The sequence below is a fragment of the Rhizobacter sp. P1_G5 genome, assembly GCF_056405435.1.
The window spans coordinates 1-4,864 of record NZ_JBFUCB010000473.1; the positions used below are offsets into that span (position 1 = coordinate 1).

The following is a 4,864-nucleotide window of genomic DNA, read 5'->3' on the forward strand; positions in this document are numbered from 1 at the left end:
TCGCTGCGCCGCGCGGTCGACGCGCTGCGCGAGGCACGGCGGCCGGTGTTCTACGGCGGCGGGGGCCTGATCAACGCCGGCCCCGCCGCGTGCGCGGCGTTCGCCGAGCTGGTGCGCCGCTGCCACGCGCCGTGCACGCTGACGCTGATGGGCCTCGGCGCCTTCCCGGCATCGAGCCCGCAGTTCCTCGGCATGCTGGGCATGCATGGCACGCTGGAGGCCAACCTCGCGATGCATGACGCCGACCTGGTGGTGTGCGTCGGCGCGCGCTTCGACGACCGCGTCACCGGGCGGCTCGACGGCTTCTGCCCTGAGGCGCGCTTCATCCACGTCGATATCGACCCGACCTCGATCAACAAGGTCGTGAAGACGCAGGTGCCGCTGGTCGGCGATTGCGGCTGGCTGCTGCAGTCGCTGCTGGAGATGCTCGGCCCGCAGCCGCTCGACCCGCAGCGGCTCGACGCGTGGTGGGCGCGCATCGACGGCTGGCGCGCGCAACGCTCGCTCGCCTTCGACGACACGCCGCACCAGATCGCGCCGCAGGCGCTGCTGGCGCGGCTGCAGTCAGCGCTCGACGGCCGCGACGCGATCGTCTCGACCGACGTCGGCCAGCACCAGATGTGGGCCGCGCAGCACCTGCGCTTCGACGCGCCGCGGCGCTGGCTCACCTCGGGCGGGGCCGGCACGATGGGCTACGGGCTGCCGGCGGCGATCGGCGCGCAGGTCGCGCACCCGGGCCGGCTGGTGGTTTGCGTCAGCGGCGATGCGTCGATCCTGATGAACATCCAGGAGATGGCCACGGCCGTGCAGGCGGGCGCACCGGTCAAGGTGGTGCTGCTGAACAACGGCCACATGGGCATGGTGCGGCAGTGGCAGCAGCTGGTGCACGGTGGGCGCACCAGCCAGAGCGCGCTCGACGTGCAGCCGGATTTCGTCGCGCTCGCGAAGGCTTTCGGCTGGCGCGCGCGCCGCGTGGATCAGCGCGGCGCACTCGACGAGGCGCTCGCCGAGTGCCTCGCGAGCCCGGGCCCGTTCTTCCTCGACGTGGTCGTGACGCCCGAGGCGAACTGCTGGCCGATGATCCCGGCCGGCTGTGCGCACGACGAGGTGCGGCTCGGATAGCAGGATCAGGTGGCGTGGATCGGAATGCTGCCCGCCGGCAGCGCACGCGCCCGGAGTTGTCCGCAACCGCCCTCCACGTCCTGCCCCGCCGACTGCCGCAGCGTCGTCAGCACGCCGCGGCCGTGCAGCGTGCGCGCGATGGCCTCGGCGCGCTCCGCGCTCGGCCGCCGGAAGTCCAGCCCCTCGTTGGTGTTGTACGGAATCATGTTCATGATCGCGTACTTGCCGCGCAGCAGCCGCACGATGCCGTCGATCTCGTCGTCGCCGTCGTTGATGCCGTCGAGCAGCGTCCACTGGTACTGGATCGGGTAGCCGCTGGCGCGCGCATAGCGTTCGCCGAGCTCGACCAGTTCATCGGGCGCGATGCGCGGCGCGCGCGGCAGCAGCTGCTCGCGCAAGGCCGCCTTGGTGGTGTGCAGCGACAGTGCCAGCGCCGGCTTCACCGGGCCTTCGGGCAGCCGCTCGAACACCCGCGGGTCGCCGACGGTCGAGAACACCAGGCTCTTGTGGCCGATGCCGCCGGCGGTGCCGAGCAGCTCGATGGCCTCCATCACGTTGTCGAGGTTGTGGGCCGGCTCGCCCATGCCCATGAAGACGACCTTCTTCACCGGCCGGCGCGCGCGGGCCAGCGCGACCTGCGCGACGATCTCGGCGCTGCCGACCTGGCGCAGCAGCCCGTCGCGGCCGGTCGCGCAGAACACGCAGCCCACCGCGCAGCCGACCTGGGTCGACACGCACAGGCCGTCGCGCGGCAGCAGCACGCTCTCGACCGCCTGGCCATCGGGCAGCTCGACCAGCAGGCGGGCCGAGCCGTCGTCGGCCGGGTGCTCGGAGCGCAGGCGCGCCAGGCCGTCGAGCTGTTGCACCAGCGCCGGCAGGGCCTCGCGCAGCGCGAGCGGCAGGAAATCCTCCGGACGGCGCTTGCCGGCATCCTGCGGCAGCGCGCGCGACCACTGGCGCAGCACGCGTTCCTCGTGGACCGGCTTGGCGCCGAGTTCGCGAAGCTGCTGGCGGAGGGTGGTGATGCGCATGGGAGACGGCGAAGAGGCGCCACAGTCTAACGGGCCACGGCGGGGCCACGTCGAGGGCCGACGCCGAAGCCCGCCTTGCGCGACACTCGCTGCTTCGCATCATCACCGCCCAGACGTACGCCATGACGTTGCCCGCCACGCCCACGCCCCGCTTCGACATCTTCTACAAGTACGACGCCCTGACCCAGCTGCTGTTCGACTACGCCGCCGCGCACCCCGGCCTGGTGCAGGTGCAGTCGATCGGCAAGAGCCACGAAGGCCGCGACATCTGGCTCGCGACCGTCACCAACACCGCGACCGGCCCCGACACCGACAAGCCCGCGTTCTGGGCCGACGGCAACATCCACGCCGCCGAGCTGACGGCCAGCACCACCTGCCTGTACTACCTGCACCACCTGGTGACGCAGTACGGCCAGGGTGACGAGATCGGCCGCCAGGTCACGCAGCTGCTCGACACCCGCGTGATCTACCTGTGCCCGCGCATCAACCCCGACGGCGCCGAGCTCGCGCTGGCCGACCGGCCGCGCCACATCCGTTCGTCGACGCGCAGCTACCCGTACGACGAGGAGCCGGTCGAGGGCCTGACGCTCGAAGACGTGGATGGCGATGGCCGCATGCTGACGATGCGCATCCCCGACCCGCACGGCACCTACAAGAAGTGCCCGCAGGACGAGCGGCTGATGGTGCCGCGCGAGCCCGGCGAGTTCGGCGGCGAGTACTACCGGCTGATGCCCGAGGGCCTGCTGAAGAACTACGACGGGCTGACCGTCAACGTGAACCGCGACCAGGAGGGGTTGGACCTGAACCGCAACTTCCCTTCTGCCTGGCGGCAGGAGTTCGAGCAGGTCGGCGCCGGCCCGTACCCGGCCAGCGAGCCCGAGGTGCGGGCGATGGTCGAGTTCATCCTGAAGCACCCGAACATCGGCGCGGCCATCAGCTACCACACGCACAGCGGCGTGATCCTGCGGCCGATGGGCACGCAGAGCGACGACGACATGATCCCGGAGGACCTGTGGTCGTACAAGCGCTTCAGCGCGATCGGCGAGAAGCTCACGGGCTACCCCGCCATCAGCATCTGGCACGACTTCAAGTACCACCCGAAGGAGGTCATCACCGGCACGCAGGACTGGGTGTACGAGCACCTGGGCGCGCTGTTCTGGGTGGTGGAGCTGTGGTCGCCGAACAAGGAGGCCGGCATCAGCGGCTACAAGTGGATCGACTGGTTCCGCGACCACCCGGTGGAAGACGACCTGAAGCTGCTGAAGTGGAGCGACGAGCAGTGCGGCGGCCAGGCCCACGTCGAGTGGAAGCCCTTCCACCACCCGCAGCTCGGGCCGGTGGAGATCGGTGGCTGGGACAAGATGAACTTCTGGCGCAACCCGCCGCCGGCGCTGCGCGAGCGCGAGGCGGCGCGCTTCCCGGCGTGGATGGACCAGATCGCGCTGAGCCTGCCCAAGCTGGAGCTGCTGCGCACCGAGGTGCGCGCGCTCGGCCCCGACACCTGGCGCGTGCGCCTGGCGGTGTGCAACAGCGGCTACCTGCCCGCCTACGTGAGCAAGCGGGCGCTGGCGCGCAAGACGGTGCGCGGCACGATGTTCGAGATCCACCTGCCGCCGGGCGATGCGACGGTGTCGCTGGTCAGCGGCAAGGAGCGCATCGAAGGCCCGCAGCTCGAGGGCCACGGGCCGAAGAGCACGCTGCAGGCCTTCCTGCCGACGCGCGAGGTGACGGCCGACCGCGCGGTGGCGGAGTGGGTGGTGCGCGCGCCGAAGGGCACGCGGCTGGCACTCAGCGCACGCGCGGACCGCGCCGGGGCGGTCAAGACCGAGGTCGTGCTCGACTGAGCTGCGGCTAGAAGTGGTACTCGGCCTTCAGCGAAGGCGCCGACACCTTGGTGCCCGCCAGCGATGACGGGTTGCCGAACTTGTTCTTGATGTACTGGTAGCCGAGGCCCGCATAGAAGGTCTTCGGCGTGCCGGCGGCCGAGCCCACGTCCCACAGCAGGCCCATCTCGGTCCAGGTCTCGGCCGCGGTGTCGCCGCCGAAGCCGTCCTTGCCCTTCTCGCCGGTCCAGGTGCCCCAGCCCTTGAACACCGCCGGCAGCCCGGCGTTGAAGTCGAAGCTCCACACCGTCGCGAGGCGCGGCGCCGCATCGAAGTTCACGTGCGTGCCGGCGATCGAGTTGTTGTTGTTCTCCTTGTAGTACAGCAGCCCGAGCGTCAGCAGGCCGGGCACGTCGAACTCCACCTTCGGGCCGGCGATGTACTTCGTGAGGCCGGCGCCGAAGGCATCGTTCTTCGAGTTGAAATCGAAGCCGAACTGGAAGCCGACATCGCGGATCGGGCCGAACTTCATCGGCTTGCCGCTGACCTTGCCGAAGCTCACGGTGTTGCTGTAGGTGGCATACACCTCGTGCGCGCCGCGGTCGCTATTGTTGGCCGGGTTGTTCTCGTCGGAGGCCAGCATGTCGATCGAGAAGAAGTTGACGCCGTACTTGTAGCCGCCCACGTATTGCAGCGTCGCGACCTTCTTCTTCACGTCCGCGTCGCTGCCGGGTTCCTTGAACTTGTTGCCATAGGTGAAGCCGATGAAGGCGTCGCTCCACTCGGCGGCATGGGCGGCGGCAGCGCAGGCGGCCAGCGCGGCACAGGCCGCGACCTTCGACAGGGTTCGTGTACGCATGGGGGAATCCTTCGGGATGGGGTTGGTGA

4 protein-coding genes are annotated in these 4,864 nt (G+C 70.1%); 2 read left to right on the plus strand and 2 right to left on the minus strand.

Features of this window, described 5'->3' with window-relative positions:
- Positions 1-1,122: thiamine pyrophosphate-dependent enzyme (locus tag AC1D12_RS24830; protein WP_477843522.1), on the plus strand; the 1,122-nt coding region annotated here is incomplete at its 5' end.
- A 5-nt stretch (positions 1,123-1,127) separates the two neighbouring features.
- Here AC1D12_RS24830 and AC1D12_RS24835 read toward each other — a convergent pair.
- Positions 1,128-2,153, minus strand: coding sequence for an RNA methyltransferase (locus tag AC1D12_RS24835; RefSeq protein WP_477843524.1), 1,026 nt, complete (start codon positions 2,151-2,153; stop codon positions 1,128-1,130).
- 122 nt (positions 2,154-2,275) lie between these two features.
- On the opposite strand from AC1D12_RS24835, the gene AC1D12_RS24840 reads away from it, so the two are divergent.
- Positions 2,276-3,997 (plus strand): M14 family metallopeptidase, encoded by a 1,722-nt coding sequence (locus tag AC1D12_RS24840; protein WP_477843526.1) that lies wholly within the window; start codon positions 2,276-2,278, stop codon positions 3,995-3,997.
- Positions 3,998-4,004: 7 nt separating this feature from the next.
- Here AC1D12_RS24840 and AC1D12_RS24845 read toward each other — a convergent pair whose 3' ends face one another.
- Entirely contained in the window at positions 4,005-4,835 is an 831-nt protein-coding gene (locus AC1D12_RS24845) for an outer envelope protein (RefSeq protein ID WP_465110390.1), read from the minus strand.
- Positions 4,836-4,864 lie beyond the last annotated feature (29 nt).

What these genes read in the sequence shown, in the direction of transcription:
- AC1D12_RS24835 (WP_477843524.1), bottom strand. Translation starts at nt 2,153, where the DNA reads ATGCGCATCACCACCCTCCGCCAGCAGCTTCGCGAACTCGGCGCCAAG.
- AC1D12_RS24840 (WP_477843526.1), top strand. Translation starts at nt 2,276, where the DNA reads ATGACGTTGCCCGCCACGCCCACGCCCCGCTTCGACATCTTCTACAAG.
- AC1D12_RS24845 (WP_465110390.1), bottom strand. Translation starts at nt 4,835, where the DNA reads ATGCGTACACGAACCCTGTCGAAGGTCGCGGCCTGTGCCGCGCTGGCC.